Genomic DNA, 26,140 nt, shown 5'->3' on the forward strand with positions numbered 1-26,140 from the left:
GCCTTCCGGCCCGCCATCCCAGGGCATTTCGCTCAAGGGAGCCGCACATTATACGAGAGTTTCGAAGGACGTCAACATCTTTTCGACGCCCTTTTTTGCCCCCCGTCGCCGGACCGGCCGTCGAGGGCCGCGAACTATAGCGGCATGGATCAGGATTGGGAAGAGGGGGTGGAGACGAAGCCCGTCCTGTCTGGCCGGCGGCCGGCTTGACACCCCCACGGCCATCCCCGAACGTCCCTTTCCACCCCGCCGGAGCCACCCATGCGCCTTGCCAGCCTCGCCCTTTTCCTTGCCGCCCTGCTGCCTCTGGCCGGCTGCGCCACCGACGGCCAGGCCTGGGTGGAGCTCAATGGCCAGCGCTTCAAGGTGGAAGTGGCCGACGACGATGCCGAGCGCAATCGCGGGCTGATGTTCCGCGAATCCCTGGCCGAGGGCACCGGCATGCTGTTCGTGCACGACGCGGAGCGGCCGCTGGCCTACTGGATGAAGAACACGAAGATCCCGCTCGACATCTTCTACTTCGATGCCTCTCGCAGGCTCGTATCGGTGTCGCGCGGCGTTCCCCCGTGTTCGCTCGGCGACCGCTGCCCGCCCTATCCCAGCGCGGGCCCGGCGCTGTACGTGCTTGAACTCAACGCCGGCCAGGCCAACGTGCTTGGCACCAGGACCGGCGACACCATCACCTTCGGCCCGGGCATCCCCGCGCGCGGCGAGCCTTGATTCATGGCTCCGCCGGGGCCACATTGCCTGCATGGACGCCCCGAACACCCTGCCGGACTGGAATGCGCTGGCCGCGCTTGGCGATGACGAACTGCCGCTGCTCGACACGGCGCTGCTGATCGCCCGCGACGAATACCCCGACCTCGATCCCCGCGGCTACACCGCGCAGGTGGACACCTATGCTGATGCGCTGCGACCGCAGCTCGACGGCGACATCGACCTGCCCGCGCGCCTGACCGCGATCAACCGCTACCTGTTCGAGGAAGTGGGCTTCGCCGGAAACAACCTCGAGTACGACGACCCGCGCAACAGCTACCTCAACGACGTCGTCGACAGAAAACTGGGCATCCCGATTTCGCTCGCGGTGATCCAGATCGAAGTCACCCGGCGCCTGGGCATGCCGCTCGACGGCATCTCCTTCCCCGGCCATTTCCTGGTGCGGCTGCCGGTGGACGACGGCATCCTGGTGCTCGACCCTTTCAACAAGGGCCGGCCGGTAAGCGCCGACGAACTGCGCGAGCGGGCATCGCCGCACATGGGCGGGCACCCGCCGGACGACCAGCAGCTGATGCAGATCCTGGCGCCGGCCACGCACCGCGGCATCCTGATGCGCATGCTTCGCAACCTCAAGGGCCTTTATCTCGAGCAGCGTGACTGGGAACGCGTGGCGCGCACCGCCGACCGCCTGCTCAAGCTGTCGCCCGGCACCGCCGAAGCCGTGCGCGACCGCGGCCTGGCCTACCGGGAACTGGGCTACGCCAAGGGCGCGCGCGAAGACCTGGCGCGCTACCTGCAGATGCTTCCGGAAGCCGACGACGTCGACAGCGTGCGCGCCGCGCTGGTCGACCTGAGCGGCGTGCCGGCGCGACTGAACTGAAGCGCCGGCCTCAGGCCGGCACCATCTCGAAGTCGTCCTTGGTGACGCCGCAGTCCGGGCAGACCCAGGTATCGGGCACGTCTTCCCAGCGCGTACCGGGGGCGATGCCCTCTTCCGGCAGGCCGTCGGCCTCGCTGTAGATGAAGCCACAGACGACGCACATCCAGGTGCGGTAGGTGGTGGCGGCGGCGGTGGAGGTGTTCATTGCGGTTCCGTCAATGCGTTAACAGCTAACATTCTCGCATCTTGCCGGTCACGCCGAAATGAACCCCAGCCCATCCCCCAGTCGCCGCGGCGTCTACCTGATCACGCCCGATGAAGCCGACACCGGCCGGCTGCTGTCCCGGCTGCAGCCCCTGCTGGCACAAACGCCGGCGCTGCTGCAGTACCGCAACAAGGCCGCCGGGCCGGCCCTGCGCCGCCAGCAGGCCCTGGCCATGGCCGAAGCCTGTGCCCGGGCCGGCGTGCCGCTGGTGGTGAACGACGACTGGCGCCTGGCCCTGGACGTGGGCGCCCTGGGTGCGCACCTGGGTGAACACGACGGCGACCTGCGCCAGGCGCGGCGCGAAGCCCCCGGCCTGTGGCTGGGCGCGTCGTGTTACGACGAGCTTGAACGTGCCCGCCAGGCGGTAGCCGCCGGCGCCGACTACGTCGCTTTCGGCGCATTTTTCCCTTCGGGCACCAAACCCGGCGCGCGGCGCGCCGACCCCCGGTTGCTGGCCGAAAGCGCGACGCTGGGCTGCACCCGGGTGGCCATCGGCGGCATCACCCCGGACAATGCCGCCGGGCTGGTCGCCGCCGGCGCCGACCTGCTGGCCGTGATCGGCGGCGTTTTCGACGCCCCCGACCCGGTCGCGGCCCTGCAGTCCTTCCGCCTCGCCTTCGAACCAAACACCACCGAGACCACCCACCCATGAACACCGCCACCAGCCACGAACTCTTCACCCGCGCCCTGGACCTGATGCCGGGCGGCGTCAATTCGCCGGTGCGCGCCTTCAAGTCGGTCGGTGGCGAGCCGTTTTTCGCGGCCAGCGCCGAAGGCGCCTATCTGGTGGACGTCGACGGCAACCGCTACGTCGACTACATCGGCAGCTGGGGCCCGATGATCGCCGGCCATGCCCACCCCAAGGTGCTCGATGCGGTCGCCTCGACCATGCGCAAGGGCCTGAGCTTCGGCGTGCCCAATGCGCTGGAGGTGACCATGGCCGAAACCGTGCGCAAGCTGGTGCCGTCCATGCAGATGATGCGCATGGTCAATTCCGGCACCGAAGCCACGCTGTCGGCGATCCGCCTGGCGCGCGGCGCCACCGGCCGCACGCGCATCGTCAAGTTCGAGGGCTGCTACCACGGCCACGGCGACAGTTTCCTGGTCAAGGCCGGTTCCGGCGCGCTGACCTTCGGCCTGCCCAATTCGCCGGGCGTTCCCAAGGCCCTGGCCGACCTGACGCTGACCCTGCCCTACAACGATTTCGAAGCGGCGACGACGCTGTTCGCGGAAATGGGCGATCAAATCGCCGGCGTCATCGTCGAGCCCATCGTCGGCAACGCCAACTGCATCCTGCCGCGCGAGGGCTACCTGCAGCACCTGCGCGATCTGTGCACGCAGTCGGGCGCGATCCTGATCTTCGACGAAGTGATGACCGGCTTCCGCGTCGCGCTCGGCGGCGCCCAGGCGCGTTATGGCGTCACGCCCGACCTGAGCACCTTCGGCAAGATCATCGGCGGCGGCATGCCGGTCGGCGCCTACGGCGGTCGCGCCGACCTGATGCAGCAGATTGCGCCGGCCGGCCCGGTCTACCAGGCCGGCACCCTGAGCGGCAACCCGGTGGCGATGGCCGCCGGCCTGGCCACGCTGGGCATCATCCAGGGCCCGGGTTTTTATGAGCGCCTGGAATCGGCCACGCACGTGCTGTGCGACGGCCTGGAAGCCGCGGCCCATGACGCCGGCGTCCCGGTCACCACCACCCGCAGCTGCGCCATGTTCGGCCTGTTCTTCACCGACAGGCAGGTGGAAACCTTCGCCGATGCGGTGGCCTGCGACACCGCCGCCTTCAACCGCTTCTTCCACGCCATGCTGCGCCGCGGCGTCTATTTCGCGCCCTCGGCCTTCGAGGCGGGCTTCCTGTCCAGCGCCCACGGCGAGGAAGAGCTGGCGTTCACCCTCCAGGCCGCGCGCGAAGCGTTCAAAGAGGTCGCCGCCGGGTGAGGCGCCCCGCGCTGGTGCTGTTCGACCTCGACGGCGTGCTCGTTCACTACGAGCACGCCCCGCGGGTGCAGGTGCTGGCCGAACGCTGCGGCGCCCGCCCGGAGGCGGTGACGGCGGCGCTGTTTGATTCCGGCCTCGAACGCGAAGCCGACCTGGGCCGAACCGACACCGAGGGCCTGCTGGCCACGCTGTCCGCGGCCCTGGGCGTTCCGGTGGGCCTGGAAGACTGCCTCGCCGCCCGCGCCGCAGCCATGCAGCCGATGCCCGGGATACCGGATCTGCTCAATCACTTGTCTGCTTCGGCGCAGCTGGCCGTACTGACCAACAACGGCCTGATGCTGCGCGATCATTTCGCCGCCATCTGCCCGGCCCTGGCGCCGTTCTTCCAGGGCCGCGTGTTCTGCTCCGCGCAATTCAGGTTGGCCAAGCCCGACCCGGACATCTACCGGCGCTGCCTGGCGGAGTTGGGCGTGGCGCCGGCCGACGCGCTGTTCTTCGACGACAAGCCCGACAACGCCAAGGGCGCGCGGCGCGCCGGCCTGATGGCGCACACTTACCGCAGCCCGGCCGGCCTGCGCGCGCACCTGGCCGAACACCACCTGCTGGAGTCTCCCGCATGACCCGCATCGAAACCCTGGCCGTGCACGCCGGCGGCGAACCGGATGAAGGCACCGGCGCCGTCTCGCCGCCGATCCACATGGCCACGACCTTCCGGCATGGCCCGGCCGGCGAACGCCAGGCCGGCTTCGAGTACCAGCGCGAAAGCAATCCCACGCAGGACCGCCTGGAAACCGCGCTGTCGGCGATGGAAGGCGGCCAGGCCGCCCTGTGTTTTGGCTCGGGCATGGCGGCCATGGCGGCCGCGCTGGAATCCCTGCCCACGGGCGCCCACGTGCTGATCCCGACCGACTGTTACACCGGCCTGCGGGTCCTGGGCGCCGAGTTCCTGCCCCCGCGCGGCATCACCACCACGGCCGCTGACATGTCCGACCTGGATGCCGTGCGCGCCGCGCTGCGGCCCGAGACCCGGATGATCTGGGCGGAAACACCTTCCAACCCGCGCCTGTGCGTGGCCGACATCGCCGCGCTGGCCGACCTGGCGCACGGCAACGACGCGCTGCTGGCCTGCGACAACACCTTCGCCACGCCGGTGCTGCAGCGGCCGCTGGCGCTGGGCGCCGACCTGGTGATGCATTCGACCACCAAGTACATCGGCGGCCACAGCGACGTGATGGGCGGTGCGCTGGTGTTCGCCCGCCGCGATGCGTTCCACGACGCGGTGTTCCATCGCCGCCACCTCACCGGCGGCATCCTCGCGCCCTTCAGCGCCTGGCTGATCCTGCGCGGCTGCCGGTCGCTGCCGGCGCGCATGGCCTGGCACTGTCGCAACGCGATGGCGCTGGCGCGGTTCCTGGCCGGGCATGACGCGGTGGAGGCCGTGCACTACCCGGGCCTGCCCACGCACCCCGGCCACGACATCGCCGCCAGGCAGATGAGTGATTTCGGCGGCATGCTCAGCGTGCGCATCAAGGGTGGCCGCGACGCCGCCCTGCGCGTGGCCGGGGCGCTGGAACTGGCGATCAACGCCACTTCCCTGGGCGGCCCCGAGACCCTGGTCGAACACCGCGCCTCGATCGAAGGCGCGAATGCGATCAGCCCGGACAACCTGCTGCGCGTGTCCGTGGGCCTGGAACATCCCGATGACCTGCTGGCCGACTTCGGCCGCGCGCTCGGGGCGGCAACCGCATGAGCCAGCCGCGCATCATCGCCGGCAAGTTCGAAGCCGCAAGCACGCAAGGCTGGCGCGCCCGCTGGTTCGAGATAATCTTCCGGCACGACCCGGGGGCGCCGCGCCGCTTCGACCTGCTGTTGATCGCGGCGATCGTGATCAGCGTCATCGTGGTCATCCTCGACAGCGAAGCCGGGCTGCGCGAGCGCTGGGGCTATTGGTTCTACCTGGCCGAGTGGGGCTTCACCCTGCTGTTCACCGCCGAATACCTGGCCCGCCTGGCGGTGGTGCGTTATCCGTGGCGCTACGCCCGGAGTTTTTATGGCGTCATCGACCTGTTGTCGATCCTGCCCACCTACCTGTCGCTACTGCTGCCGGGCAGCCAGGCGCTCCTGGTCGTGCGCATTCTGCGAATCCTGCGCATCTTCCGCGTTCTGAAGCTGATGGAATACACCGAAGCCGGCGGCGTTCTGGTTGGCGCGCTATATCGCTCGCGGCGCAAGATCCTGGTGTTCCTGGTGGCGGTGCTGACCATCGCCGTGGTTTTCGGCGCCGCGTTGTATGTGATCGAAGGCCCCGAGAGCGGCTACACCAGCATCCCCATCGGCATGTACTGGGCCATCACCACCATGGCGACAGTCGGCTATGGCGACATCACGCCGGTGACACCCTTCGGTCGGTTTGTCACCACCATCCTGATGCTCATCGGTTACGGCATCATCGCCGTGCCTACCGGCATCTACACGGCCGAACTGGCCCTGGGGCTGCGCGAACGCCGCAAGGACGCCTGCCCGGACTGCAAGCTGGCAGAGCACGATGTCGATGCCAACTACTGCCGCCGCTGCGGGGGCAAGCTGCCCGACGCCTGAGGGCAACCAGTCGGGCAGGCCAGTCAGCGGGATCGCTATGTACGCCAACGTACATATAGGCAAAAGCGCGGATCCTATAGTGACCCCGGCCGGCGACTTGCTGGTGCCCAGGGATCCCCGCAATGGCCGCAAGTTTCCGACCGACGCGGAACCACCTTCTCGCTGCCTTCCCGCAGGACGTCAAGGATCGCATCTCCGCCGAGCTGCAGCTTGTCGAACTGCCGCTGGGCAAGGTGCTGTACGAGTCCGGCGATACGATGCGCCACGTCTATTTCCCGACCGATGCCATCGTTTCCCTGCTGTACGTGCTTGAAGACGGCGATTCGGCCGAAATTTCGGTCGTGGGCAACGAGGGCGTGGTCGGCGTCGCGCTGTTCATGGGCGGCGAAAGCACGCCCAGCCGCGCCATCGTGCAGAGTGCCGGCCATGCCTACCGGCTACCGGGCCAGCGCACTAAGGCCGAGTTCCACCGCGACAGCCAGACCCAGCAGCTGTTGCTTCGCTACACCCAGGCCCTGATCACCCAGATGGCTCAGACCGCGGTCTGCAACCGCCACCACTCGATCGACCAGCAGCTGTGCCGCTGGCTGCTGCTCTCGCTCGACCGGCTCGACGGCAACCTGCTGGTGATGACCCAGGAGCTGATCGCCAACATGCTGGGGGTCCGCCGCGAAGGTGTCACCGAGGCGGCCAGCAAGCTGCAGAAGCTGGGCGTCATCAACTACGTGCGCGGCCATATCACGGTGCTCGACCGACCGCGGCTCGAGACGCTGAGCTGCGAGTGCTATGCGGTGGTCAAGCGCGAAACCGATCGGCTGCTGCCCTACCTCGGCACGCCGGAAGAGTCGGCGGTAGTCGCCGCCGTCTGACCCCTCGCGCCGCGGTTCGTGCGCCAGCGCACGTTTGCCGCCCCATAAGTTGCCTGCCGCACAGACCCTCCCGCTGCCCGGGCGTAATCCTCCCTGACCTGGAAGCCGGGCCGGCCGTTGCCGGATCAGCCCTGCATAGCCGCGCACCAGCGGCGGGCGCCGCTGGCCTCCGGGACCAGACCCAACAAGGAAAGCACCCATGAACGCGATGACTCGATTCGATGGTTCCCCCGGATTCAGGTCCTGGCTGGCGATGGCCGTGCTGGGCACGCTGCTGGCAGGCTGCGGCGGCGGCGGCAGCGACGGCCGCGACCCCATCCTTGGCGGGCCCGGCGGCAACGTGGCGCTGGCGCCCACCGTCATCGCGGTAACCCCCCTCGACGGTGCCACGGCGGTGCCGATCAACAGCCCCATGATCACCGCCACCTTCAGCGAGCCGGTGCAATCGTTCGGCAGCGGCGCCACCTTCACCGTCACCTGCGCGGCCCCCTGCGTCAGCCCGAACGGCACGATCACCCTGGATTCCGCCGGTCGCGTGGCGTCCTACAACCTCGCCGATGGCACCGGGCTCACCCCCTCCACCCAGTACACGGCCACGGTGACCGGCGCCAGGAGCGTGGCCACCGGCCTGGTGATGGCCAGCCCCTACGTCTGGCGCTTCACCACCGGCGTCGCCCCCGACCTGACCCGCCCGCGGGTGATTTCGACCGAACCGGTCACCACGATCCCCGGCCCGACGCCCGGTGCGCCGACCAACACCGCGATCTCGGCGACCTTCAGCGAGGACATGGCACCGGACACCCTCAATGCCGCCAGCTTCACCGTGACCTGCGCCGCCCCCTGCGTTTCGCCGGCGGGCACGGTCAGCTACTCCAGCGGTTCGCGGACGGCGATCTTCCTGCCCGATGAAGCCCTGGACAACAGCACCACCTATACCGCCCGCATCACCCAGGCCGCCACCGATATCGCCGGCAATGCGCTGGCCGGCAACCAGGCCCCGCTGCCGGGCGCGAGTGACTACGTCTGGACCTTCACCACGGCGGCCGCCCCGCTGCCGCCGGCGAACGTCACGGTGCTGTCCACCACCCCGGCCGCCGTTGCGACCAACGTCTGCCCGGACGATTCGATCAACGCGACCTTCAACGTGCCGTCGGGTGCCCGGATGGATCCGGCCAGCCTCAGCAACGACACCTTCATCGTGACCGGCCCGGGCGCCACGTCGATCGGCGCCTCGTCGATCACGCTCGACGCGGGAACCGGCCAGATCGCCACCTTCGTGCCCTCCCAGCCCCTGGACGCGGGCGCCGAGTACACCGCGACGATCGTCGGCGGCGCCAGCGGCGTCATGGACCTTTCGGTGCCTGCGAACACGATGCTGGTGGACTACACCTGGAGCTTCACGGTCGATGCGGACGGCTGCCAGGTTCCGCCGCCGCCGCTGGGAGCAGCCGCTCCGTTCGGCGTGTTCGGCGGTTCCGCGGGCATGACCAACCAGGGCCTGCTGACCATCGTCAACGGCGACATCGGCACCACCGCGGTCTCGACCGCGGTGACCGGCTTCCATGACGCTGGTCCGGGCTGCACCTACACCGAAACCCCGCTCAACATCGGCACCGTCAACGGCCTGATCTACACCGCGCCGCCGTCGCCGACCCCGCTGTGCCCGACCGAAGGCACCGCCGCCACCCTGGCGGTTGCCCAGCAGGCCCGCGCCGATGCCCTGCTGCTCTACAACGAACTGGTCGCGCTTCCCCCTGGCCTGGATCCGGGCGCAGGCAACCTCGCCAACCTCGTACTGGCCCCGGGCACCTACACCGCGGCCGCGGGCAGCTTCATGATCCAGGGCGGCGACCTGACGCTGGACGCGGGCGGTGACCCGAACGCGGTCTGGGTGTTCCAGATGGCCACCTCGCTGACGGTGGGCGGCCCGGGCGTTGCGTTCCCGCAGAGCGTGCTGCTGGTCAATGGCGCGCAGGCCAACAACGTCTACTGGCAGGTCGGCAGCGCCGCGACCATCAACGCCGGCGGCGGCGGAACCATGGTCGGCACGGTGATCAGCCAGTCCGGCATCGCGGTTTCCACGCCCGGCAACGTCACCCTCGTGACCGTCGACGGCCGGCTGCTCTCGCTGGGCGCGTCGGTGACGCTGGTCAACACCATCATCAACGTGCCTGGCCCGTAAGGCCCAAGCGATGTGCCAACCTTCCTGGAGAATGACATGAAACTCGCAAACCCCTCGGGGCTCCTGGCCCTGGCCATCCTCGCGGCCCTTGCCAGCAGCAAGGCCACGGCCTACGACGACACCGGCTGGTACGTGGGCGGCAACTACGGCTGGACCGCGGCCACCATCGACGACGAACGCATCATCAGCAGCCTCGCCGAGCGTGGCTTCACGGTGAACGCGCTCGAAGAGTTCGACACCGACAACGGCTACAAGGTCTTCGCCGGCTGGCAGTTCAGTCCCAACTTCGCCCTCGAAGGCGGCTACGTGGACCTGGGCAGCTACGGCTACTTCCTCGACACCACGCCCCCCGGCACCCTTTCGGGCGACATCGACCTGCGCGGCATCTACCTCGACCTGGTCGGGCGGATGCCGATCAGCGAGCGCTTCTCCCTGTTCGCCCGCATCGGCGCCATCTACGCCGAAGCCGACACGCGCTTCTTCGGCACCGGGGCGGTCAACGTGCTCGACCCGAACCCGACCGCCGAGGAGGTGAACTACAAGTTCGGCGCCGGCATGGAGTACGCCTTCACCCGCGCCCTGTCCATGCGCATCGAGGCCGAGCGCTACCGGGTCGACGACGCCATCGGAAACACCGGCGACATCGACATGCTGTCGGCCGGCCTGGTCTATCGTTTCCTGCCGCCCATCGCAGCGGTCATCCCCCGGGAAGCACCGGTGGCGCGTGAAACCTGCGCGGACCTCGACGACGACGGCGACGGCATCGACAACTGCCGCGACCGTTGCCCGGATTCCGTCGCCGGACAGGCCATTGGCCCGGACGGTTGCCCGGTGCCGCTGACGATCGACCTGCGCGGCGTCAACTTCGACTTCGACCGCGACACCCTGCGTCCGGATGCGATCGTGATCCTGGACGAGGCCGTGGCCATCCTGGGCCGCTACCCGGACCTTCGCTTCGAACTGGCCGGGCATACCGACGAGTGCGGCAGCGACGGCTACAACCAGGACCTGTCACAGCGCCGCGCCCGCGTGGTGTACGACTACCTGGCCAACGCCGGCATCAACAGCTCGCGCATGACCGGCCCCAATGGCTACGGCGAAAGCCGCCCGCTGGAATCGCTGGGCGACGGCTTCCCGGCTTGCAAGAGCGAAACCAATCGTCGCACCGAGCTCAACGTGCAGAACTGAACCAAGTTTGGCGCCCCCGCCCTCCAGCCCGGCCGCAAGGCCGGGCTTTTTATTGCACGAGCTGGTTGATTTCCATGATCGGCAGCAGGATGGCCAGCACGATCATCAGCACCACGCCGCCCATGAGCAGGATCATCAGCGGCTCGAGCAGGGTCAGGAACACCGCCAGCCGCCGTTCCAGCGCACGGGTTTCGAGCTGGGCGGCGCGCTCGAGCATCTGTTCAAGGCGCCCGCTGGTTTCGCCGCTGGCCACCAGGTGCACCAGCAAGGCCGGGAACAGGCGGGTCTCGTCCAGCGCCCTGGCCAGGCTGGCGCCTTCGCGCACGCGGTCCATCGCGCGCGTGACCGCTTCGCGCATCACCACGTTGTCCATGACCCGCGCGCCCGACTCCATGGCCGCCAGCAGCGGCACGCCGCCGCGCACCAGGATCGCCAGGGTGCCGGCGAAACGCGCGGTGTTCACGCCGCGGGCCAGGGGGCCCAGCCAGGGCAGGCGCAGCAGCCAGGCACTCCAGCGCCGACGGGGGCCCGGGCGCCGCAGGATGGCGCGGGCGGCGAACGCGCCGCCCAGCCCAAGCACCAACAGGCCGGGCCAGGTCGCACGCAGGAAATCGCTGGACAGGATCAGCGCACGCGTCATCAAAGGCAGGTCCTGCCGCGACTGCTCGAACACCTGCACGACCTGCGGCACGACGTAAACCAGCAGCCCCAGCACCACCGTGAAGGCGACCCCGGTCACCAGCACCGGATACAGCAGGGCCAGGCCGGTCTTCTGGCGCAGGGCCTGGCGGGCATCGAGGTAGTCGGCCAGGTGCTGTAGAACCGTCGCCAGGGCGCCGGACTGTTCGCCGCCGTGCACGAGCGCCCGGTAGAAGTCCGGAAAGCTGTTCGCATAAACCGCCATCGCCGCCGACAGGGAATGGCCGGCGGTGACCTCGATCTTCAGTCCGGTCACCACTTCGCGCGTGGCGGGCCGCTCGGCCTGCTCGATCAGTGCGTCGAGCGACTGTTCCATGGTCAGGCCCGATTCGAGCAAGGTCGCCAGCTGCCGGGTCACCAGGCTCAGCTCGGAGAACGCCAGCCCGCGGGTCCAGCCGCGGCCCGCGCGGGCGCGGGCACCCACGGGTTCCAGGCGCGAGGGCAGCAAGCCCTGGGCGCGAAGCTGGGCGCGCGCCTGGCGCGCGGAATCGGCCTGCAGCACGCCCGAAACGGCGTGGCCTTCGGCATCAATGGCCTGGTAGCTGAAGGCATCCATGGATTAGTCGCGGGTCACGCGCACGACTTCCTCCAGGCTCACCAGGCCCTGGCCGGCCCAGCGCATGCCGTCGTCGCGCAGGGTGCGCATGCCACCGGCGAGCGCGTGTTCGCGCAGCACCTGTTCGGAGGCGCGGTCGTGGATGAGGCGGCGGAAGCTGTCGTCCACGGCCAGCAATTCGTAGATGCCGGTGCGGCCCCGGTAGCCCGAACTCGCGCAGGCGTCGCAGCCGCGGGCGGAATAAAGGCTGCCGCCGGTCGGCGTGAAACCCAGCGCCCGCAGCTGCGCGGCATCCGCCGGGAAGGGCACGCGGCATTCCAGGCACAGCCGGCGCACCAGCCGCTGGGCGCCGATGCCGATCAGGCTCGACGCCAGCAGGAAGGGTTCGATGCCCATGTCCACCAGGCGCGTCACCGCGCTGACCGCATCGTTGGTGTGCAGCGTGGCGAAGACCAGGTGGCCGGTCAGGCTGGCCTGGACGGCGATCTGCGCGGTTTCCAGGTCGCGGATTTCGCCGATCATCACCACGTCCGGGTCCTGGCGCAGGATGGTGCGCAGCGCCCGCGCGAAACCCATCTCGATGCGGGCGCTGACCTGGGTCTGGCTGATGCCGTCGAGGTCGTATTCGATCGGATCCTCCACCGTCATGATGTTCAGCGCGCCGGCGTCCAGGCGCGACAGCGCGGCGTAAAGCGTGGTGGTCTTGCCCGAACCGGTGGGGCCGGTGACCAGCACGATGCCGTGGGGCTGGCGGATCAGCCGGTCCATCGTCGCCAGCGTCTGTTCGTCCATGCCCAGGCGGCCCAGGTCCAGCCGCCCGGCCTGTTTGTCGAGCAGCCTGAGCACCACGCGTTCGCCGTGGCCGGTGGGAATGGTCGAAACACGCACGTCCACCGGCTTGCCGGCCAGGCGCAGGGTGATGCGCCCGTCCTGCGGCAGGCGTTTTTCGGCGATGTCGAGCTGGGCCATGATCTTCACCCGCGACACCAGCGCGCCGTGCAGCTTGCGCGGGGGCTCGACCATGTCGCGCAGCGTGCCGTCTATGCGCAGGCGCACCAGCAGGCGTGATTCGAAAGGTTCGATGTGGATGTCCGAGGCGCCTTCGCGAAGGGCCTGGGTGAACAGCGCATTGATCAGCCGGATCACCGGCGCGCTGTCCTGGCTTTCAAGCAGGTCCTCGACCCGCGGGATTTCCTGCAGCAGGCGCGAGAGGTCCATGTCCTGCGCCAGGTCCACCGCCAGCGCGGCGGCGCCGGCACCGTGGTAGGACGCCGCGACAAGCTCGTCGAAGCGTGCGGCATCCACCCGTCGGACCCGCAACGGCATGCCCAGCACCCGGCGCACCTCGGCCAGCGTGCTGGCGCGCGTGCCTTCGCGGATGCTCAGCTCCGCCGTGCCGCCGGACACCGATTCAAGCACCACGCCCTGCCCGGTGGCGAAGGCATAGGGCAGCGTGGCGGCGCGCCGGCTCATCGGCCGGGGCGCGCGATCTTCATCGGCACCGGCTCGGGCAGCGGCACCGCCATCCGCGGCGGCGGTCGCACGGGCAGGGAAGGTGGCTCGGGGTCGCCGAAGATGACGCTGGGCCGGGGCCGCGTCGCCTGCTGTTGGCCCAGGATGTAGTCGTAGCGTTCGCCCGTGTAGGCGTCGGCGCCGGCGCTGTCGCGGACCAGGGTGATGCGCAGGAAGATCATCAGGTTGGTCTTGCTGCGGCCGCGCTTCTTGCTGCGGAACAGGCCGCCGATGCCCGGGATCGAGCCCAGCACCGGCACCTTGCGCACGCCTTCGCTGGTGGCGTCCTGGATCAGGCCGCCGATGACCACGATCTGCCCGTCCTCGACCAGCACCGTCGAGGACACCGCGCGCTTGTTGGTGATGACGCCGGCGGGATTGGAAATGTCGTTGATGCTCGACACCTCCTGGTAGAACTGCAGGCGAACGGTGCCGCCTTCGGATATCTGCGGCTTGACCTGCAGCGTCAGGCCGACGTCCTGGCGCTCGATGGTCTGGAACGGCGTCGGCGTGGTGGCGCCACCGCCGGTGGTGGCGTACTGGCCGGTGATGAAGGGCACGTTCTGGCCGATGATGATCGAGGCTTCTTCGTTGTCCAGGGTCAGCAGGGTGGGCGTCGAGAGGATGTTGGCGTTGGCGTCGGTCTCGAGTGCACGCACCAGCACGCCCAGGTTGAGGATTTCGCCGATGCCCGGCAGGTTCACGCGACCGTTGATGATGCCCAGGTTCAGCCCGGGGCCGGCGGAACCCGGGTTCTGCGACAGGCCGATGATGTTCTCCCCGGTGCCGCCGAAGTTGGTGCCCCCGAAGACCTGGCGGCCGCTTTCGTCCAGGCCGCCAAGGTTCTGCCACTGCACGCCGAACTCGGCCGCGCGATCGGAGGTGACTTCGGCGATCAGGGCTTCGACGTACACCTGGGCGCGGCGCACGTCGAGTTTTTCGATGACCGCGCGCAGGTTGTTGTAGGTCGCGTCCGGCGCCGTGATGATGATGGAATTGGTCGCCGCGTCGGCCTGGATGATGCCGGACGTCCGGCCGTGGGCCGTTTCGACCTCGGCCGGAACGGCCGCGCCCAGCATCGCTCCCGTGGGGCTGTCCATGTTGGCGCCGGCGTCGGCGCCGTGGATCGCACGCAGGGTTTCGGCCAGCTTCACCGCGTCGGCGTTGCGCAGGTAGACCACGTGGATGTTGCCGCCGGCGTTGCCCGGCGAATCGAGCATGGCCACGAAGCGGCGCAGCTGGCTCAGGCGCGACGGGTCGCTGGTGCGCGCCAGCAGGCTGTTGGAACGCATGTCGGCCACGACGGTGAACCGGGGCGGCGCGCCGGCCACGGCGGCCGCCGGGGCACTTTCGGCGAACAGGCGGTTGACCGTCACCGCCACGTCCAGCGCCGATGCGTGGTGCAGCGGAATGACCACCGGCTCGCTGCTGTCGGGCATGTCCATCGCCGCGATGATGCGCGCCAGTCGCGGCATGTTGTTGGCGTAGTCGGTGATGACCAGGCTGTTGTTGCCGGCGTGGGCGGTGATGGTGTTGTTGGGCGCGATCAGCGGCCGCAGGATCGGCAGCATCTGCTCGGCCGGCTGGTGCTTGAGGTGGAAGGCCTGGGTCTGGACCTGGTCGCCGCCGCCCGACGCGCGCACCCGCAGCCCGCTCGAGGCGCCGGGATAGAGCTTGGCGTCGGCCTCGGGAACGATCCGGACCACGCCGCCGGTTTCGATTGCCGCATAACCCTGCAGGCGCAGGGCCGAAAGGAAGACGTCGTAAACGACCTCCCGCGGCAGCGGCTTGGCGGAAACGATGCTGATGGTGCCCTTCACCCGCGGGTCGAGCACGAAGTTCTTGCCGGTGATCTCGCTGATCACCATCACCATGCCCTCGATCTCGGTGTTGACGAAGTTCAGGGTGACGTCGTCGGGACCGGACTGCGCCACCGCGCCGCCGGCCAGGGCGAACGCCAGCAGCCATCCTGCGAGGTACGGCAAGGTCGGGCGACGCCTGCGCGACGCGATCATGGCAGGCGGCCATCGAGGTGGCGGCGGGAATTCGGGCGGGACATCGGGGCCTCAGCGAACGGGTGTGGGAAGGGGCGTCGGCGGCCTGGGCAGCAGCAGTACTTCGCTGACGCCGGCGCGCTCAAGCACCACCTGGCGGGCATGCACCTCGGCCAGGCGCAGGCCCGGCGCCAGCGTAGTGCCCGCCTGTGCGGCCACGATCGGCTGGCCATCAACCTGCAGCAGCGCATAACCGGGGTAGCCGTCGGCCGCCGCGACCACGCCCAGCAGCCGGATGCCCGCGGCGCTGACGACGACCCCGGCCGGGGCGCTGCCGAACAGCTCGCCGGCGCCGGCGCCGCTGGCTGCCTGGCTGCTGCCGACGGAAGGTTCCGGCGCCGGCAGCACCCAGCGCCAGGTCCAGTACGCCAGCACCGCGGCCAGGCAGGCCAGGGCAAGGGTGTTGAGCAGCGACACGATCGTCGTCTGCAGCAGGGCCGGACTATCGAATGAAACCGCTCGCATGGCTGGCCATCGCTACGCCGTCCGTGTTCTTCCGCACAAACTAGGGTCTATCGCACCGTGCGTATGTGCGCTGGCGAACAGAGACCGCGCGCCGCCCTGTCGACAATGTTCTTCGCCGCGCTCCGTGCGCGTGCACGGGGCGATCCCGGCCGAATCACTGCAAGGGCAAAGCCATGAACAAGTCTTCCCGCTCGCGCGGTTTCACGCTGCTTGAGGTGATGGTGGTGGTGGTGATCCTGGGCATCCTGGCCATGGCGGTCGTGCCGCGCATCATCAGCCGCCCGGACGAAGCGCGCGTGGCCGCGGCGCGCCAGGACGTCGCCGCGGTGATGCAGGCGCTCAAGCTCTACCGCCTGGACAACCATCGTTACCCGACCACCGAACAGGGCCTGCAAGCGCTGGTTTCCGCCCCGACCACCGCACCGCTGCCGCCGAACTGGAACAGCCCCGGCTACCTGGACCGGCTGCCCAGGGACCCTTGGGGCAAGCCGCTGCTTTACCTCAGCCCGGGCCAGAACGCCGAAGTCGACGTCTTCAGCCTCGGTGCCGACGGCCAGCCGGGCGGCGAAGGCCACGATGCCGACATCGGCTCCTGGCAGCTGTAGCAGGGCTGCCCGATGCCACGGCCGAACAACACGCCGGCATGCCGCGGCTTCACCTTGCTCGAGGTGCTGGTCGTGCTGATGATCATGGGCCTGCTGGTGGGCCTGGTAAGCGCGGTGGCGCTGCCCGACGACCGTGCACGGCTCGGCCTCGAAAGTGAACGCCTGGCCCGCCTGCTGGCCCTGGCCCGGGAGGAGGCACGCTTCAGCGGCCGCGCCGTGGCCTGGACCGCCGAACCTCCCGGCTACCGCTTCTGGCAGCACGACCGGGAAGACGGATGGAGTGAAATCCGCGGGCGCGACCTGCTGCTGCCGCGAACCCTGCCCAGGGACATGGACCTGCTTGGCCTGCGCGTCGAAAACAGTCCGGTCACCGGCCCGCTGCGCCTGGAGTTCAGCAGCGACGGCGCGGCGTCGGCATTCACGCTTGAACTTGGCCTGGGCAAGGCCCGCGCCACCATCACCGGCTCGCCGGTGGGCCAGATCGCCGTCATTGGCGACGAGGGAGGGCAAGGTGCCATCCCGGCCGCGCACTGAGCGACGACACGAGCCCACGGGCTTCACCCTGCTTGAAGTCCTGGTGGCCGTGGCGATCATCTCCATCGCACTGCTTGCAGCGCTGCGCGCCGCGGGCATCGCCACGACCAGCCTGCAGGAACTGCGCGGCCGCCAGCTTGCCGTCTGGGTGGCGGACAACCGCCTGGCCGAACACCGCGCGCGCGGCGCCTGGCTGCCGCTTGGCACCACGCAAGGCCAGGAAGAACAGGGGGGCATCGGTTTCGCCTGGCGCGAGGAAGTCGCCAGCACGCCCAATCCGGCCTTCCGCCGCGTCGAAATCTTCGTGCATGCCAGCCAGTCACCCGAACACCGCCTGGCCCACGTCACCGGCTTCGTCGTCAACGCACCGGGGCCCTCGCCATGAACCGGCACCGCGGCTTCACGCTGGTCGAGCTGCTGGTCGCGCTGCTCATCCTTTCACTGTTGGCGCTGATGTCCTGGCGCGGCCTGGGCGCCGTGCTTGATACCCGCGAACACGTGCTGGCGGAAACGCGCAAGTGGCAGGCCGTGTCCGCGTTCTGCAGCCGCTTCGAGCGTGACCTGGCCATGGCGTCGCCGCGACCGGTGCGGTCGGCCGGCGGCGAATCACCGGCCTGGGTCGGCCGTGCACCCGGCCAGGCCGCGCCACGGCTGGAACTGAGTCGCTTCGCGTCGCCGGAAGGCATGGATTCGCCGCGACGCATCGCCTACCAGTTGAACGACAGCCGGCAAATCGAACTCTGGCTCTGGTCGGGCCTGGACGCGACGCCGGGAGAACGACCCGCGCGCTACCCGGTGCTCGACGACGTCGAGACGCTGGAACTGGACTACCTGGACCAGAACCTGACCTGGGTATCGACATGGCCGGCTTCGCCGGAGTCGCCGGCGATGCCGCGCGCGGTGCGCCTGCAGCTGGTGCTTGGCTCCGGCGAACGCATCCTCCGCCTGTTCGCGGTGGACGCATGAATTCCCGGCCCAAGGGCGCCGCGATCGTGATGGCCATGGCCGTGGTGGCCCTGGCGGCGCTGGCGGCGACCGCACTGCTGCTTTCGCAAAGCATCTGGACGCGGGGGGTCGAGCTAAACACCCGCCACGGCCAGGCCCAGCATGTCCTTGAGGCTGGCCTGGACTGGTCGCGCGCGCTGCTGCACGACGACCTGCGCGCCAGCCAGGTCGACCATGCCGGCGAACCCTGGGCGATGCAGATGCCGCCGATCCCGGTGGAAGGCGGCCAGCTGGCCGGCGCCATCGAAGACCAGCAGGCACGCTTGAACCTCAACAACCTCGTCAGCAACGGCAAGGTGGACGCCGAACAGCTGGCCGTCGTGCAGCGATTGCTGGTTTCGCTGGACCTGCCCGGTTCACTGGCCACCAGCCTGGGCGACTGGCTGGACGCCGACGGCATCGCCCAGGGCGGCGCGGAAGATGCCTACTACCTGGGCCTGGAATCGCCCTATCTCGCCGCCAACCGGCCGCTTGCCGACCTGGACGAACTGGCCCGCGTGCGCGGCTTCGACCCCGCGGTCCGCGCGCGGCTGCGCCCCTTCGTCACCGCCCTGCCCCGCAGCACGCCGGTCAACGTCAACACGGCCAGCCCGGAAGTGCTGGCGGCGCTGCTGCCCGGCCTCGACCTGGAGGCCGCCCGGGCCCTGGTTGTTTCCCGCGAACGGACGATCTTCCTTGACCGCACCGGCTTCCTCGCCCGGCTGCCGGAGGGCGTGCGCCTGGCCCCTGAACGGATATCGGTGAACAGCGACTATTTCCTCGTCAGCCTTTCGGTCGAACTGCACGGCGCGCAGGCACGGGGCAGTGCCCTGCTGGTGCGCGACAGCGCCGGCTGGCCCGGCGTGGCATGGAGGAAGTTCCCGTGAGCCTGCTTCGCCTGTACTGCTCGCTGCCCGACCCGCCACCGGCCTGCCGCTGGGCGCTGGTGAACGAGGGCCGCGAGACGGTGGTCGGCGAAGGCGACCTGGGCACGCTGCCGCGCCACGCCCGGCGCGTGCAGGTCGTGCTGCCGGCCTCGCAGGTGGTCTTCCTGCGCGTGAAGCTGCCGCCTTCAAGACGCCGGCCGTCTGGCCAGGCCCTGGCTTTCGCGGCCGAGGAGCAGACGGCCGGCGATCCTGCCCTGAACCAGGTGCGCTGGCTGGGCCAGGCCGGGGGTGACGACATCCTGGCGGTGTTCGACCAGGACGGCTTCGATGCCTGGAGCCGCGCGCTCGCGGCGGCCGGCGTTCGCGGCGTCGAGTGGCAGGCGGAAACGCTGCTGCTGCCCTGGCTGCCGGGCAGCTGGCAGATGCGCTGGAACGGCACCGAAGGTTACGTGCGCACGGGCGAATTCGAAGGCGTGGCAACCGACTGCGGCGACGCCACGACGCCGCCGGTTTCACTGCGCCTGCTGCTGGCGCAGGCACGCGCGGCCGGAACCGCGCCGGCGCGGATCGTGCTGCACCCGACGGCCATCGAGGCGGCGCCGGACGCCGCCGCCTGGTCGCAGTTGCTTGGCCTGGCCGTCGAGATCGAAGCCACCGGCGACGGCGGCGACTGGACCCTGGCGCCGCTGCTTGCCGGCGTGCCCCTGGTGGTCCAGGAACGTGGCTGGCGCGGGCTGTCGGACCTGGCGCCGCGGCTGCGCACCGCGGCCTGGGTGCTCGCCGTCGCCCTGGCCTTGCACGCCACGTTGCTGGTCGGTGAATGGGCATCGCTGGCAAGCCAGCGGCACAGCCTGCAGGCGCAGATGGAGCAGCGCTTTCGCAGCGCGTTCCCCGAGGCCGTGGCCGTCGCCAATGCGCCGCTGCAAATGCGCCGGCAGCTGGCGCAGGCCCGCCACGCCGCCGGCCAGGTCGACCCGGGAGATTTCCCGGCGCTGCTCGCCCATTTCGGCGACGCCAGCCGCGACCTCCCCGCGGGCAGCCTGCGCGCGCTTTCCTACCAATCTTCCGGCCTGGTCGCGGAGGTGGTGGGCGTGGATGCCGCCGGCCTGCAGCAGGTCGCGACGCGGCTGGTGCAGGCGGGCCTGCAGGTTGAAACGCAGCCGCCGGCAACGCCGGGGGGGGCGGCGCGCTTCACGGTGCAGGCGCCATGACCAGCCAGCTGCGCCAGCGCTGGCAGTCGCGCCCGACGCGCGAACGGCGGGCCGTGCTTGTCGGGCTGGGCCTGCTGGGAGCCGCCGCCTGCCTGGCCCTGGTGGTGGCGGCGCTGCAGGCGCGCGAGCCACTGCAGCGCGATGTCCAGGCCCTGCGTGCCAGCGCAGCCACGATGGACCAGCAGGCCCGCGAACTCGAGCGCCTGCGTCGCCTGCCCGCTGCGCCGCCTTCCGACGAACCCCTGCGCGCACGCGTGCAGGCCGCGCTGGACGCGAACCTGCCGCCGGCAGCAGCTACCCGCCTGGAATCGCCCGACCCGGGCCAGGTCGTGGTGGTGTTCGAAACCGTGGCCTTCGCAGCCTGGCTTCGCTGGACCGAAGACCTGGCGATCCGACAGGTGCGCCTGGAGTCGTGCCGCATCGACGCCCTGCCGGCGCCCGGCCAGGTCAGCGTCACCGCCACCCTGGTGCCATCGGGGCCGCCATGAAGCCCTGGGCCTGGCTGGCGGCGGGCACCTTCCTGTATGTGGTTTCGCTGATTGTTTTCGCGCCGGCGCAACTACTCGATGCGAAGCTCGACCAAGCCAGCAAGGGCCACCTGCGCCTGGTCTCGCCCGAAGGCACGCTGTGGTCGGGACGGGGCCGGGCCGAACTGCGCGACCAGGCCGGCAATCGCCGCTGGGCGGCACCGCTGGCCTGGCGATTGCGCCCGTCAGCGCTGCTGGCCGGGCGAATGGACTTCGAGCTGGCCACCGATCCGCCGGCCTCGCTGTCGGCGATGTCGCTTTCGCGCTCGCGCATCGCGCTTTCCGGCGTGGACATCCGTTTGCCGGCCGCCACGCTGGCCGCCGGCATCCCGGACATGGCCGCCTGGGGCGTCGCCGGCGAGATCCGGCTGGTCGCGGACAGTCTGGCGTTCGGACCTGGGCTGGCAGCCGGCAGCGCGACCGTGCACTGGCAGGCGGCGGGCTCGTCACTGTCGCCGGTGTCACCGCTGGGCGACTACGCGCTGGACGTGCAGGGCCTGGACGGGGGCTGGCGGGGCAGCCTGCGCACCACCGCCGGCCCGCTGCAGATCAGCGGCCAGGGCGCCTGGCAGCCCGGCGCCCATCCACGGTTTGAAGCAACCGCCGTGGTGCCAGCGGCGCGGCGCGCAGAGCTTGCCCCGTTCCTGCGTTTGCTTGCCGTGGAACGAAGCGACGGCCGCTTCGAGTGGCAATTGCGGTGAACCTGCAAGGCGCCTGTGTGTGGCACAGCGAACAGAGCGCCTGCGACGCCTGCAACAAACTGCGCGCACTGCCTGGCCGCGCGTGATTCCCGCGCCACGCCCCCCGGTCCACCAGGAGCACGCCTTGTCTGGGTCCACGCCCGATCCCCTTGCGAACTCGCTTGTCGCGGCGCTGCCGCGCGGCGAGCAGCGCAGGTTGCTGGCCGCCTGCGAACCGGCGGAACTGGCCTTCGGCGTGACCCTTTTCCGGCCCGGCGAAGCCCTGCGTGATGCGTTCTTCCCGCTCACGGCCTGCGTCTCCCTGGCCGCCTCGGTCGGCGGACACCCGCCGCTGGACATGGTGCTGGTGGGCAGCGAAGGCATGCTGGGACTGAGCCTGGCGCTGGGCAACGGCCATGACGTGCCGATGCTGGGCATCGTGAAGTGTCCGGGCAGCGCCCTGCGCTTGCCCGCCGCCTGGCTGCGGCAGGAACTTCCGAACCACCCCGGACTCTTGCGCGCGATGCATCGCCAGCTGTTCGACCTGCTGACCCAACTGGCGCGCACTGCGGCCTGCACCAGTTTCCACGAAGTCCAGGCGCGGCTGGCGCGCTGGCTGCTGATGACCCACGACCGGGCCCATGCCGACCACTTCCACCTCACCCACGAACTGCTGGCCGACATGCTGGGCGTGCAGCGAAGCGCGGTGACCATCGCCGCCGGCGTGATGCAGAAGGCCGGCGTCATTAGCTATTCGCGCGGCGAAATCCAGGTCCTGGACCGCACCGGCCTGGAGGCGATGTCCTGCGAGTGCTACCGCGCGTCGCTGTCGCCCGCGCCGCGGCTATAGGCGCTTACCAGGACCCGATGTTCGGCATCGACAGCCAGGGCTCGGCCTTCTCCAGCGCGCCGCCCTTTTGCAGCAGTTCGATCGATATCTGGTCGGGCGAACGCACGAAGGCCATGCGGCCGTCGCGCGGCGGGCGGTTGATCACCACGCCGTGGGCCTGCAGGCGTTCGCAGGCGGCGTAGATGTCGTCCACCTCGAAGGCCAGGTGGCCGAAGTTGCGGGCCCCGCCATAATCCTCGGCATCGTAGTTCCAGGTCAGTTCGACCTCGGACTCCGGGTTGGCCGGCGCAGCCAGGTAGACCAGGGTGAAGCGGCCCTCGGGATAGTCGCGGCGGCGGGTTTCCACCAGGCCCAGGGCATCGCGGTAGAAGGCAAGCGAAGCGTCCAGGTCGCGGACGCGCACCATGGCGTGCAGGTATTTCATTGGCGCAGGGCCTCCTCGAGTTCGGGGTCATCCAGGAACAGGTCCGGCAGCAGCGGCTGCGACGGATCGACCGCGTAGGGGCTGAAATCGGTGACGCCGCTTTCGCGCAGCACGGTTTCGTCGATCAGGAACTGGCCGCTGAAGCGCCAGGAGTCCCGCGACAGCACCGCGTGTACGGCATCGGCCATGATTTCGGGGGTGCGGCACTTCGCGGGTTCGGTGCCCGGGATCATCTTCAGCGCGTCGGTGGCGATGACCGTGCGCGGCCACAGCGCGTTGACCGCGACGCCGCGCGGGCCGAACTCGGCGGCCAGGCCCAGGGTGACGAAGCTCATGCCCATCTTGGCCAGGGTGTAGCCCGTGTGTGGGCCCCACCATTTCGGATCCAGGTTCGGCGGCGGCGCCAGGGTCAGGAGGTGCGGGTTGGCGGAGTCGAGCAGGTGCGGCAGGCAGGCCTGGCTGCACAGGAAGGTGCCGCGGGCGTTGACCTGCTGCATCAGGTCGAAGCGCTTCATCGGCGTCTGCAGCGCGCCCTGCAGCCAGATCGCGCTGGCGTTGTTGACCAGGATGTCGATGCCGCCGAAACGTTCAACCGTGGCCGCCACGGCCGCCTTCACCTGCTCCTCTTCGCGGATGTCGCACTGCAGCGCCAGGCCCTGGCCGCCCGCGGCGTCCACTGCGGCGGCGGCGCTGTGGATGGTGCCCGGCAGCTTGGGATTGGGCACCGCCGATTTGGCGGCGATGGCCACGTTCGCGCCGTCGCGGGCCGCGCGCAGGGCGATGGCCAGGCCGATGCCCCGGGAGGCGCCGGTGATGAAGAGGGTCTTGCCGCGAAGGTTCGACATGCATCACTCCTGAACTTTGGTCGCAGTGTAAACCGGTGGTCCCCGGAGGCAGCCTATAATCGCGCCCCATGGATTCAGCCCGCCTGGAGGCCCTCGTCACGTGGATCGGTGAAAACCCGACCCTGGCCGGCGTCGTCATCTTCCTCATCGCCTTCGGCGACGCCCTGGTCATCGTCGGCGTGGCCATCCCGGCCGTGCCCCTGCTGTTCGCGGTCGGCACCCTGGTGGGCCTGGGCCACGTGGACGGCGCCTATGCCCTGGCCTGCGCCACCCTGGGCGCCTTCGCCGGCGACGCCATCAGCTACTGGGTGGGCCACCGCTACGGCCCGCAGCTGCGCCAGCGCTGGCCCTTCCACAAGCATCCGCAGTGGCTCGAGCGCGGCGAGACCACCTTCCGCCGGCACGGCATGAAGTCGATCGTCATGGCCCGCTACGTCGGCGCCATCCGCCCCTTCGTGCCGGCCATCGCCGGCATGCTGAAGATGAAGCTGCGGCAATACGTGCCGGCCAGCGCCATCGCCGCGCTGCTCTGGTCGGCCACTTTCCTGGCGCCGGGCTGGCTGTTCGGCACCTCGCTCGACCTGGTGGCCGCGGTGGCCGGACGGCTGGCGATCGTGCTGGGGGTGGTGCTGGTGCTGGTGGCCGGCATCTGGGCCCTGGTCTTCTACCTGTGGCGCTGGCTGGGCGCACACACCACCGGCATGCTCGAACGGGCCCTGGCCTGGTCGCACCGACACCCGGTGCTGGGCCGCTATTCCGAAGCCCTGATCGACCCGAACCGGCCCGAATCGGCGTCCCTGCTGCTGTTGGCGGCGGTGCTGGGCGCCGCCGGCTGGGGCTTTTTCTCGATCCTGATTTCGGTCGGCGGCGGCAGTGCGCCGTCCGACCTGGACCTGACCGTGCACCACCTGATGTTCGGCCTGCGCAATCCGCTGGCCGACGTGCCGATGGCCTTCCTGGCCACCCTGGGCGACGCGGTGGTGCTGGCGCCGGCGGTGGTCGGGGTGTTCGCCTGGCTGCTGTGGCGGCGCCGGCACATCGCCGCCTGGCACTGGCTGGCGGCGCCGGGTTTCGCCCTGGTGCTGACCTGGTTCCTGGGCTACCTACTGCACATGCCCAAGCCCCCGGCCTCGACCGCGGTGCCGGGCTTCAGCTTCCCGTCGGCGACGGTGACGATGGCGACCGTGGTCTACGGTTTCTTCGCCGTGCTGATCGCGCGCGAACTGCCCGGCCGCAACCGCGCCTGGCCCTACGTGGTGGCGGCGCTGGCGGTGGGCCTGCTGGGCTTCTCGCGCCTGTACCTGGGCGCGCACTGGCTCAGCGACGTGCTGGCCGGCATCCTGCTGGGACTGCTGTGGATCGCCGCGCTGGGCATCGCCTACCGGCGCCGCGTGGTGCGCTCGTTCTGGGTGCGGCCGATCGCCACCGTCTTCTTCGTCGCGGTGCTGGGCGTGGCGGCCTGGCACGGCAGCCGCCAGGCCGACGACATCCTGGTGAAATTCGACCCGCCGCACGCGCCGGCTTCGCTGGCCGCCGACACCTGGTGGCGCGGCGACTGGCAGGCGGCCCTGCCCACCCGCCGCAACGAACTGCACGGCCGCGACGCCTGGCCGCTGAACGTGCAGGTGGCCGGCCCGCTGGACGTGCTGCGCACCCGGCTGCTGCTGGCCGGCTGGCAGGACTACAGCGTCGGCGGCTGGTACGGCCTGCTGCAGACCCTGGACAAGGACGCCACGCCGCTGGACCTGCCGGTGCTGCCGGCCACCCACAACGGCCGTGCGGAAGTGCTGGTGATGGTGCGCCGCGAGCACGCCGGCGGCCGCATGCAGGTGCTGCGCCTGTGGACCAGCCCGGTGGTGCTGCAGCCCGGCGACCAGCCGCTGTGGATCGGCACCGTGCACACGCTGGAATTCACCCGCCGACTGGATTTCTTCAGCTACTGGCGGGCGCTGCCGGGCGAAGAAAGCCTGCTTGGTCCGCTGCGCAAGGACGCCGGCGACATGCAGTCGGCCCTGGACGTGCGCCGCGACGACGGATTGCCGGTGCTGCGGCTGCGGCCACCCGCCAGGGACTGACCTATTCGGCCTGGAAGTCGGGCAGCCGTTCCACCAGCTGCTGCAGGCGTTCGTGCGGGTCGGCCAGCTGCAGCAGCGCCAGGCGCTCGGTAGCCTCCAGCGGCAGCCATTCGGCCAGGCGCCAGCCCACCCAGGCGGCGTCGGCCAGGTCGCCCTTGCCCGGGCCCTCGTGGTCGAGGCCGGCCTTGTCCATGATGCGCGCCAGCAGCACCGACAGCAGCGCATGTTCGTCGCGCAGGGTTTGCGGCGGCGGGTCTTCCAGCCACTGCACGTCGCCCAGCACCAGGCCGTCGTCGCGCACGCGGGTTCGTTCGACGTGGAAACGGCGCCGGCCTTCGACGGTCAGCCCGAGCAGGCCGTCGTCGGTCATCGAAAAGTCCACGATCACCGCCTCGGTGCCATGCGCGGCCGGCGTGGCGGCTTCGCCGACCTCGCGCCCGGCCAGGATCAGGCAGATGCCGAAGCCTTCGCCGCTGCGGCCGCAGCGTTTGACCAGGTCGAGGTAACGCGGCTCGAAGATGCGCAGCGACACCCGCCCGCCCGGCAGCAGCACGGTTGAAAGCGGGAACAGCGGCAGTTCGGACACCGCCAC

At 70.0% G+C, this 26,140-nt stretch carries 28 protein-coding genes; 20 read left to right on the forward strand and 8 right to left on the reverse strand.

All coding sequences use genetic code 11. The features are described 5' to 3' along the window. The first annotated feature begins 261 nt into the window (after nucleotides 1-261). Nucleotides 262-720 carry a DUF192 domain-containing protein gene (locus tag IEX13_RS13230; RefSeq protein ID WP_188665388.1) on the forward strand — a complete coding sequence of 153 codons (459 nt, stop codon included), beginning with the start codon at nucleotides 262-264 and terminating at the stop codon, nucleotides 718-720. A gap of 31 nt (nucleotides 721-751) precedes the next feature. After that, nucleotides 752-1,597 carry a SirB1 family protein gene (locus tag IEX13_RS13235; protein WP_188665390.1) on the forward strand — a complete coding sequence of 282 codons (846 nt, stop codon included), beginning with the start codon at nucleotides 752-754 and terminating at the stop codon, nucleotides 1,595-1,597. Nucleotides 1,598-1,607: 10 nt separating this feature from the next. Here IEX13_RS13235 and IEX13_RS13240 read toward each other — a convergent pair whose 3' ends face one another. Continuing rightward, on the reverse strand, nucleotides 1,608-1,802 hold the full coding sequence (locus IEX13_RS13240; protein ID WP_188665393.1) for a rubredoxin: 195 nt from the start codon (nucleotides 1,800-1,802) through the stop codon (nucleotides 1,608-1,610). Nucleotides 1,803-1,860: 58 nt separating this feature from the next. Between IEX13_RS13240 and thiE the strand changes: the two genes are divergently transcribed. The 8 genes from thiE (at nucleotide 1,861) to IEX13_RS14375 (ending at nucleotide 10,640) form a co-directional block, all read left to right on the forward strand. Beyond that, the gene (thiE, locus tag IEX13_RS13245; RefSeq protein WP_188665396.1) at nucleotides 1,861-2,514 is read left to right on the forward strand and encodes a thiamine phosphate synthase; all 654 of its coding nucleotides are present in this window, start codon (nucleotides 1,861-1,863) and stop codon (nucleotides 2,512-2,514) included. Beyond that, complete coding sequence (gene hemL, locus IEX13_RS13250) at nucleotides 2,511-3,803, forward strand: glutamate-1-semialdehyde 2,1-aminomutase (protein WP_188665399.1); 1,293 nt, start codon at nucleotides 2,511-2,513, stop codon at nucleotides 3,801-3,803. Before thiE ends, hemL begins: the two co-directional genes overlap by 4 nt. Then, the gene (locus tag IEX13_RS13255; protein ID WP_188665402.1) at nucleotides 3,800-4,423 is read left to right on the forward strand and encodes an HAD family hydrolase; all 624 of its coding nucleotides are present in this window, start codon (nucleotides 3,800-3,802) and stop codon (nucleotides 4,421-4,423) included. Before hemL ends, IEX13_RS13255 begins: the two co-directional genes overlap by 4 nt. Continuing rightward, entirely contained in the window at nucleotides 4,420-5,553 is a 1,134-nt protein-coding gene (locus IEX13_RS13260) for a trans-sulfuration enzyme family protein (RefSeq protein WP_188665405.1), read from the forward strand. Before IEX13_RS13255 ends, IEX13_RS13260 begins: the two co-directional genes overlap by 4 nt. Next, nucleotides 5,550-6,401 (forward strand): ion transporter, encoded by an 852-nt coding sequence (locus IEX13_RS13265; RefSeq protein WP_188665408.1) that lies wholly within the window; start codon nucleotides 5,550-5,552, stop codon nucleotides 6,399-6,401. The genes IEX13_RS13260 and IEX13_RS13265 overlap by 4 nt, the downstream gene beginning before the upstream one ends. Before the next feature lie 122 nt (nucleotides 6,402-6,523). Then, nucleotides 6,524-7,270, forward strand: a complete 747-nt coding sequence (locus tag IEX13_RS13270) for a Crp/Fnr family transcriptional regulator (RefSeq protein ID WP_188665411.1) — start codon at nucleotides 6,524-6,526, stop codon at nucleotides 7,268-7,270. Nucleotides 7,271-7,469: 199 nt separating this feature from the next. Further along, complete coding sequence (locus IEX13_RS13275; RefSeq protein WP_229668560.1) at nucleotides 7,470-9,452, forward strand: ice-binding family protein; 1,983 nt, start codon at nucleotides 7,470-7,472, stop codon at nucleotides 9,450-9,452. A gap of 36 nt (nucleotides 9,453-9,488) precedes the next feature. Further along, the gene (locus IEX13_RS14375; RefSeq protein ID WP_188665414.1) at nucleotides 9,489-10,640 is read left to right on the forward strand and encodes an OmpA family protein; all 1,152 of its coding nucleotides are present in this window, start codon (nucleotides 9,489-9,491) and stop codon (nucleotides 10,638-10,640) included. Between the two features lie 49 nt (nucleotides 10,641-10,689). Here the strand turns inward: IEX13_RS14375 and gspF are convergent, their stop codons facing one another. The 4 genes from gspF to IEX13_RS13300 are packed head-to-tail and all read right to left on the reverse strand — an operon-like array spanning nucleotide 10,690 to nucleotide 15,926. Continuing rightward, nucleotides 10,690-11,895 (reverse strand): type II secretion system inner membrane protein GspF, encoded by a 1,206-nt coding sequence (gene gspF / locus IEX13_RS13285; RefSeq protein ID WP_188665417.1) that lies wholly within the window; start codon nucleotides 11,893-11,895, stop codon nucleotides 10,690-10,692. Between the two features lie 3 nt (nucleotides 11,896-11,898). Beyond that, the gene (gene gspE, locus IEX13_RS13290; RefSeq protein ID WP_188665420.1) at nucleotides 11,899-13,368 is read right to left on the reverse strand and encodes a type II secretion system ATPase GspE; all 1,470 of its coding nucleotides are present in this window, start codon (nucleotides 13,366-13,368) and stop codon (nucleotides 11,899-11,901) included. Continuing rightward, entirely contained in the window at nucleotides 13,365-15,422 is a 2,058-nt protein-coding gene (gene gspD, locus IEX13_RS13295) for a type II secretion system secretin GspD (RefSeq protein ID WP_188665423.1), read from the reverse strand. Before gspD ends, gspE begins: the two co-directional genes overlap by 4 nt. A gap of 51 nt (nucleotides 15,423-15,473) precedes the next feature. Then, the gene (locus IEX13_RS13300; protein ID WP_188665426.1) at nucleotides 15,474-15,926 is read right to left on the reverse strand and encodes a type II secretion system protein N; all 453 of its coding nucleotides are present in this window, start codon (nucleotides 15,924-15,926) and stop codon (nucleotides 15,474-15,476) included. Between the two features lie 173 nt (nucleotides 15,927-16,099). On the opposite strand from IEX13_RS13300, the gene gspG reads away from it, so the two are divergent. The 9 genes from gspG (at nucleotide 16,100) to IEX13_RS13345 (ending at nucleotide 22,204) form a co-directional block, all read left to right on the forward strand. After that, nucleotides 16,100-16,531 (forward strand): type II secretion system major pseudopilin GspG, encoded by a 432-nt coding sequence (gene gspG, locus IEX13_RS13305; protein WP_188665429.1) that lies wholly within the window; start codon nucleotides 16,100-16,102, stop codon nucleotides 16,529-16,531. Between the two features lie 12 nt (nucleotides 16,532-16,543). Then, nucleotides 16,544-17,065, forward strand: a complete 522-nt coding sequence (locus tag IEX13_RS13310; RefSeq protein ID WP_188665433.1) for a GspH/FimT family pseudopilin — start codon at nucleotides 16,544-16,546, stop codon at nucleotides 17,063-17,065. After that, nucleotides 17,043-17,450 (forward strand): type II secretion system minor pseudopilin GspI, encoded by a 408-nt coding sequence (gene gspI / locus IEX13_RS13315; protein ID WP_188665436.1) that lies wholly within the window; start codon nucleotides 17,043-17,045, stop codon nucleotides 17,448-17,450. Before IEX13_RS13310 ends, gspI begins: the two co-directional genes overlap by 23 nt. Beyond that, a complete protein-coding gene (gspJ, locus tag IEX13_RS13320) occupies nucleotides 17,447-18,031 on the forward strand; it encodes a type II secretion system minor pseudopilin GspJ (RefSeq protein ID WP_188665439.1) in 585 nt (194 codons plus the stop codon). The genes gspI and gspJ overlap by 4 nt, the downstream gene beginning before the upstream one ends. Beyond that, nucleotides 18,028-18,936, forward strand: a complete 909-nt coding sequence (gene gspK / locus IEX13_RS13325) for a type II secretion system minor pseudopilin GspK (protein WP_188665442.1) — start codon at nucleotides 18,028-18,030, stop codon at nucleotides 18,934-18,936. Before gspJ ends, gspK begins: the two co-directional genes overlap by 4 nt. After that, on the forward strand, nucleotides 18,933-20,147 hold the full coding sequence (gspL, locus tag IEX13_RS13330; RefSeq protein WP_188665444.1) for a type II secretion system protein GspL: 1,215 nt from the start codon (nucleotides 18,933-18,935) through the stop codon (nucleotides 20,145-20,147). Before gspK ends, gspL begins: the two co-directional genes overlap by 4 nt. Beyond that, nucleotides 20,144-20,635, forward strand: coding sequence for a type II secretion system protein GspM (gspM, locus tag IEX13_RS13335; RefSeq protein WP_188665447.1), 492 nt, complete (start codon nucleotides 20,144-20,146; stop codon nucleotides 20,633-20,635). The genes gspL and gspM overlap by 4 nt, the downstream gene beginning before the upstream one ends. Next, nucleotides 20,632-21,375: a type II secretion system protein N gene (locus IEX13_RS13340; RefSeq protein ID WP_188665450.1), complete on the forward strand. Its 744-nt coding sequence runs from the start codon at nucleotides 20,632-20,634 to the stop codon at nucleotides 21,373-21,375. The genes gspM and IEX13_RS13340 overlap by 4 nt, the downstream gene beginning before the upstream one ends. 124 nt (nucleotides 21,376-21,499) lie before the next feature. Beyond that, nucleotides 21,500-22,204 carry a Crp/Fnr family transcriptional regulator gene (locus IEX13_RS13345; protein WP_188665452.1) on the forward strand — a complete coding sequence of 235 codons (705 nt, stop codon included), beginning with the start codon at nucleotides 21,500-21,502 and terminating at the stop codon, nucleotides 22,202-22,204. 4 nt (nucleotides 22,205-22,208) lie between these two features. Here IEX13_RS13345 and IEX13_RS13350 read toward each other — a convergent pair whose 3' ends face one another. Next, on the reverse strand, nucleotides 22,209-22,628 hold the full coding sequence (locus tag IEX13_RS13350; protein WP_188665454.1) for a VOC family protein: 420 nt from the start codon (nucleotides 22,626-22,628) through the stop codon (nucleotides 22,209-22,211). After that, the gene (locus tag IEX13_RS13355) at nucleotides 22,625-23,473 is read right to left on the reverse strand and encodes an SDR family oxidoreductase (protein ID WP_188665456.1); all 849 of its coding nucleotides are present in this window, start codon (nucleotides 23,471-23,473) and stop codon (nucleotides 22,625-22,627) included. Before IEX13_RS13355 ends, IEX13_RS13350 begins: the two co-directional genes overlap by 4 nt. 68 nt (nucleotides 23,474-23,541) lie before the next feature. Here IEX13_RS13355 and IEX13_RS13360 point away from each other — a divergent pair, with 68 nt between their 5' ends. Continuing rightward, nucleotides 23,542-25,548, forward strand: a complete 2,007-nt coding sequence (locus IEX13_RS13360) for a bifunctional DedA family/phosphatase PAP2 family protein (RefSeq protein WP_188665458.1) — start codon at nucleotides 23,542-23,544, stop codon at nucleotides 25,546-25,548. A gap of 1 nt (nucleotide 25,549) precedes the next feature. On the opposite strand, the gene IEX13_RS13365 is transcribed toward IEX13_RS13360, so the two are convergent. Further along, nucleotides 25,550-26,140, reverse strand: a complete 591-nt coding sequence (locus tag IEX13_RS13365; protein ID WP_188665460.1) for an LON peptidase substrate-binding domain-containing protein — start codon at nucleotides 26,138-26,140, stop codon at nucleotides 25,550-25,552.

Source organism: Arenimonas soli (genome assembly GCF_014643775.1).
GTDB classification, from domain to species: domain Bacteria; phylum Pseudomonadota; class Gammaproteobacteria; order Xanthomonadales; family Xanthomonadaceae; genus Arenimonas; species Arenimonas soli.

What these genes read in the sequence shown, in the direction of transcription:
- IEX13_RS13230 (WP_188665388.1), top strand. Translation starts at nt 262, where the DNA reads ATGCGCCTTGCCAGCCTCGCCCTTTTCCTTGCCGCCCTGCTGCCTCTG.
- IEX13_RS13235 (WP_188665390.1), top strand. Translation starts at nt 752, where the DNA reads ATGGACGCCCCGAACACCCTGCCGGACTGGAATGCGCTGGCCGCGCTT.
- IEX13_RS13240 (WP_188665393.1), bottom strand. Translation starts at nt 1,802, where the DNA reads ATGAACACCTCCACCGCCGCCGCCACCACCTACCGCACCTGGATGTGC.
- thiE (WP_188665396.1), top strand. Translation starts at nt 1,861, where the DNA reads ATGAACCCCAGCCCATCCCCCAGTCGCCGCGGCGTCTACCTGATCACG.
- hemL (WP_188665399.1), top strand. Translation starts at nt 2,511, where the DNA reads ATGAACACCGCCACCAGCCACGAACTCTTCACCCGCGCCCTGGACCTG.
- IEX13_RS13260 (WP_188665405.1), top strand. Translation starts at nt 4,420, where the DNA reads ATGACCCGCATCGAAACCCTGGCCGTGCACGCCGGCGGCGAACCGGAT.
- IEX13_RS13265 (WP_188665408.1), top strand. Translation starts at nt 5,550, where the DNA reads ATGAGCCAGCCGCGCATCATCGCCGGCAAGTTCGAAGCCGCAAGCACG.
- IEX13_RS13270 (WP_188665411.1), top strand. Translation starts at nt 6,524, where the DNA reads ATGGCCGCAAGTTTCCGACCGACGCGGAACCACCTTCTCGCTGCCTTC.
- IEX13_RS13275 (WP_229668560.1), top strand. Translation starts at nt 7,470, where the DNA reads ATGAACGCGATGACTCGATTCGATGGTTCCCCCGGATTCAGGTCCTGG.
- IEX13_RS14375 (WP_188665414.1), top strand. Translation starts at nt 9,489, where the DNA reads ATGAAACTCGCAAACCCCTCGGGGCTCCTGGCCCTGGCCATCCTCGCG.
- gspF (WP_188665417.1), bottom strand. Translation starts at nt 11,895, where the DNA reads ATGGATGCCTTCAGCTACCAGGCCATTGATGCCGAAGGCCACGCCGTT.
- gspE (WP_188665420.1), bottom strand. Translation starts at nt 13,368, where the DNA reads ATGAGCCGGCGCGCCGCCACGCTGCCCTATGCCTTCGCCACCGGGCAG.
- gspD (WP_188665423.1), bottom strand. Translation starts at nt 15,422, where the DNA reads ATGATCGCGTCGCGCAGGCGTCGCCCGACCTTGCCGTACCTCGCAGGA.
- IEX13_RS13300 (WP_188665426.1), bottom strand. Translation starts at nt 15,926, where the DNA reads ATGCGAGCGGTTTCATTCGATAGTCCGGCCCTGCTGCAGACGACGATC.
- gspG (WP_188665429.1), top strand. Translation starts at nt 16,100, where the DNA reads ATGAACAAGTCTTCCCGCTCGCGCGGTTTCACGCTGCTTGAGGTGATG.
- IEX13_RS13310 (WP_188665433.1), top strand. Translation starts at nt 16,544, where the DNA reads ATGCCACGGCCGAACAACACGCCGGCATGCCGCGGCTTCACCTTGCTC.
- gspJ (WP_188665439.1), top strand. Translation starts at nt 17,447, where the DNA reads ATGAACCGGCACCGCGGCTTCACGCTGGTCGAGCTGCTGGTCGCGCTG.
- gspK (WP_188665442.1), top strand. Translation starts at nt 18,028, where the DNA reads ATGAATTCCCGGCCCAAGGGCGCCGCGATCGTGATGGCCATGGCCGTG.
- gspM (WP_188665447.1), top strand. Translation starts at nt 20,144, where the DNA reads ATGACCAGCCAGCTGCGCCAGCGCTGGCAGTCGCGCCCGACGCGCGAA.
- IEX13_RS13340 (WP_188665450.1), top strand. Translation starts at nt 20,632, where the DNA reads ATGAAGCCCTGGGCCTGGCTGGCGGCGGGCACCTTCCTGTATGTGGTT.
- IEX13_RS13350 (WP_188665454.1), bottom strand. Translation starts at nt 22,628, where the DNA reads ATGAAATACCTGCACGCCATGGTGCGCGTCCGCGACCTGGACGCTTCG.
- IEX13_RS13355 (WP_188665456.1), bottom strand. Translation starts at nt 23,473, where the DNA reads ATGTCGAACCTTCGCGGCAAGACCCTCTTCATCACCGGCGCCTCCCGG.
- IEX13_RS13360 (WP_188665458.1), top strand. Translation starts at nt 23,542, where the DNA reads ATGGATTCAGCCCGCCTGGAGGCCCTCGTCACGTGGATCGGTGAAAAC.